This is a genomic window from Streptomyces sp. NPDC127092 (genome assembly GCF_042722475.1).
Lineage (GTDB): Bacteria > Actinomycetota > Actinomycetes > Streptomycetales > Streptomycetaceae > Streptomyces.
Genome location: NZ_JBHXFE010000113.1, coordinates 1 through 2,838, shown reverse-complemented (window position 1 = coordinate 2,838; position 2,838 = coordinate 1). Strand labels below are relative to the sequence as shown.

Sequence of the window (2,838 nt, the reverse complement as noted above, 5' to 3'; positions counted from 1 at the left end):
GCCTTGTACACACCGCCCGTCACGTCATGAAAGTCGGTAACACCCGAAGCCGGTGGCCTAACCCCTTGTGGGAGGGAGCCGTCGAAGGTGGGATCGGCGATTGGGACGAAGTCGTAACAAGGTAGCCGTACCGGAAGGTGCGGCTGGATCACCTCCTTTCTAAGGAGCACATCTCCAATGTTGTTGTCACACAGGTGCGCAACGGCTTGGCAGAGACCGTGTAGTCCTCATCAGTAGGGCTGCGGACGCTCATGGGTGGAACACTGACAAACTTTCCCGCGCCTCGGCCGATCAGATGATCGGCCGGCGGGTGATATATCGATGCACTGTTGGGTCCTGAGGGAACACGCGAGTGTTTTTTCTAGGCAAGAACTTACAAGTGATCATGGTGGTCATACCGGCTGGGGTTTTCCTGGTGTTCGGTGGCGACGAGGACATGGTTGGTTGTGTGTTGTTTGAGAACTGCACAGTGGACGCGAGCATCTTTGTTGTAAGTAATGAAGAGCGTACGGTGGATGCCTTGGCACCAGGAGCCGATGAAGGACGTAGGAGGCTGCGATAAGCCTCGGGGAGCTGTCAACCGAGCTGAGATCCGAGGATGTCCGAATGGGGAAACCCAGCACGAGTGATGTCGTGTTACCCGCACCTGAATATATAGGGTGTGTGGAGGGAACGTGGGGAAGTGAAACATCTCAGTACCCACAGGAAGAGAAAACAATAGTGATTCCGTGAGTAGTGGCGAGCGAAAGCGGAAGAGGCTAAACCATGGATGTGTGATAGCCGGCAGGTGTTGCATTCGTGGGGTTGTGGGGTTCATCTTGTCAATGCTGCCGTGTTGGCCGACAGTAAGAAATCATTGTGTTAGTGGAAGTGGTCTGGAACGGCCTGTCGTAGAGGGTGAGAGTCCCGTACACGAAAACATGATGACTGTCGTGATGGAAACCCAAGTAGCACCGGGCCCGTGAAATCTGGTGTGAATCTGTCGGGACCACCCGATAAGCCTGAATACTCCCTGGTGACCGATAGCGGACTAGTACCGTGAGGGAAAGGTGAAAAGTACCCCGGGAGGGGAGTGAAATAGTACCTGAAACCGTGCGCTTACAATCCGTCAAAGCCTTCGAGCAGCTTGCTGCTGGGGGTGATGGCGTGCCTTTTGAAGAATGAGCCTGCGAGTTAGTGGCATGTCGCGAGGTTAACCCGTGTGGGGTAGCCGTAGCGAAAGCGAGTCCGAATAGGGCGTTTTTAGTGGCATGTTCTAGACCCGAAGCGGAGTGATCTACCCATGGCCAGGTTGAAGCGACGGTAAGACGTCGTGGAGGACCGAACCCACTTAGGTTGAAAACTGAGGGGATGAGCTGTGGGTAGGGGTGAAAGGCCAATCAAACTCCGTGATAGCTGGTTCTCCCCGAAATGCATTTAGGTGCAGCGTCGCGTGTTTCTCACCGGAGGTAGAGCTACTGGATGGTCTAGGGGGCCCACAAGCTTACCGAAATCAGCCAAACTCCGAATGCCGGTGAGTGAGAGCGCGGCAGTGAGACTGCGGGCGATAAGGTTCGTAGTCGAGAGGGAAACAGCCCAGATCGCCAGCTAAGGTCCCTAAGCGTGTACTAAGTGGAAAAGGATGTGGGGTCGCGAAGACAACCAGGAGGTTGGCTTAGAAGCAGCCACCCTTGAAAGAGTGCGTAATAGCTCACTGGTCAAGTGATCCTGCGCCGACAATGTAGCGGGGCTCAAGTACACCACCGAAGCTGCGGCATTCACACAATGCACCCCCTTGATTCTGCGGAGTCTTGGGCAGTGGTGTGGATGGGTAGGGGAGCGTCGTGTGGCCATGGAAGCGGCGGGGTGACCCAGCCGTGGAGGCCACACGAGTGAGAATGCAGGCATGAGTAGCGAAAGACGAGTGAGAAACTCGTCCGCCGAATGACCAAGGGTTCCTGGGCCAGGTTAATCCGCCCAGGGTGAGTCGGGACCTAAGACGAGGCCGACAGGCGTAGCCGATGGACAACGGGTTGATATTCCCGTACCCGTGTGAACGCGCCCCTGGTGAATCAGTGATACTAACCATCCTGAAGCGTCCTTACGCCCCTTCGGGGGCCCTGGATGTGGATGCATGGGACCTGATCTGGTAGTAGCCAAGCGATGGGGTGACGCAGGAAGGTAGCTGAGCCAGTCAGTGGTAATACTGGTGTAAGCCTGTAGGGCGAATGGTAGGCAAATCCGCCATTCATTAAGCCTGAGAGGTGACGCATAGCCGAATGAGGCGAATTCAGTGATCCTATGCTGCCGAGAAAAGCCTCTAGCGAGCTTTCACACGGCCCGTACCCCAAACCGACACAGGTGGTCAGGTAGAGAATACTAAGGCGATCGAGATAACTATGGTTAAGGAACTCGGCAAAATGCCCCCGTAACTTCGGGAGAAGGGGGGCCTCGTCCGGTGATCACTCTTGCAGTGTGAGCTGGGTGGGGCCGCAGAGACCAGTGAGAAGCGACTGTTTACTAAAAACACAGGTCCGTGCGAAGTCGTAAGACGATGTATACGGACTGACGCCTGCCCGGTGCTGGAAGGTTAAGAGGACCGGTTAGCCACTTCGGTGGCGAAGCTGAGAATTTAAGCCCCAGTAAACGGCGGTGGTAACTATAACCATCCTAAGGTAGCGAAATTCCTTGTCGGGTAAGTTCCGACCTGCACGAATGGCGTAACGACTTCTCAGCTGTCTCAACCATAGACTCGGCGAAATTGCATTACGAGTAAAGATGCTCGTTACGCGCGGCAGGACGAAAGACCCCGGGACCTTCACTACAGCTTGGTATTGGTGTTCGGTTCGGTTTGTGTAG

The 2,838-nt window shown here is 55.2% G+C and carries 2 rRNA genes; both read left to right on the top strand.

Annotated elements, in window-relative coordinates:
* Positions 1-159: ribosomal RNA gene (locus ACFWJO_RS37595) — 16S ribosomal RNA — on the top strand; the annotation flags it as partial.
* A gap of 329 nt (positions 160-488) precedes the next feature.
* A 23S ribosomal RNA gene (locus ACFWJO_RS37590) occupies positions 489-2,838 on the top strand; the annotation flags it as partial.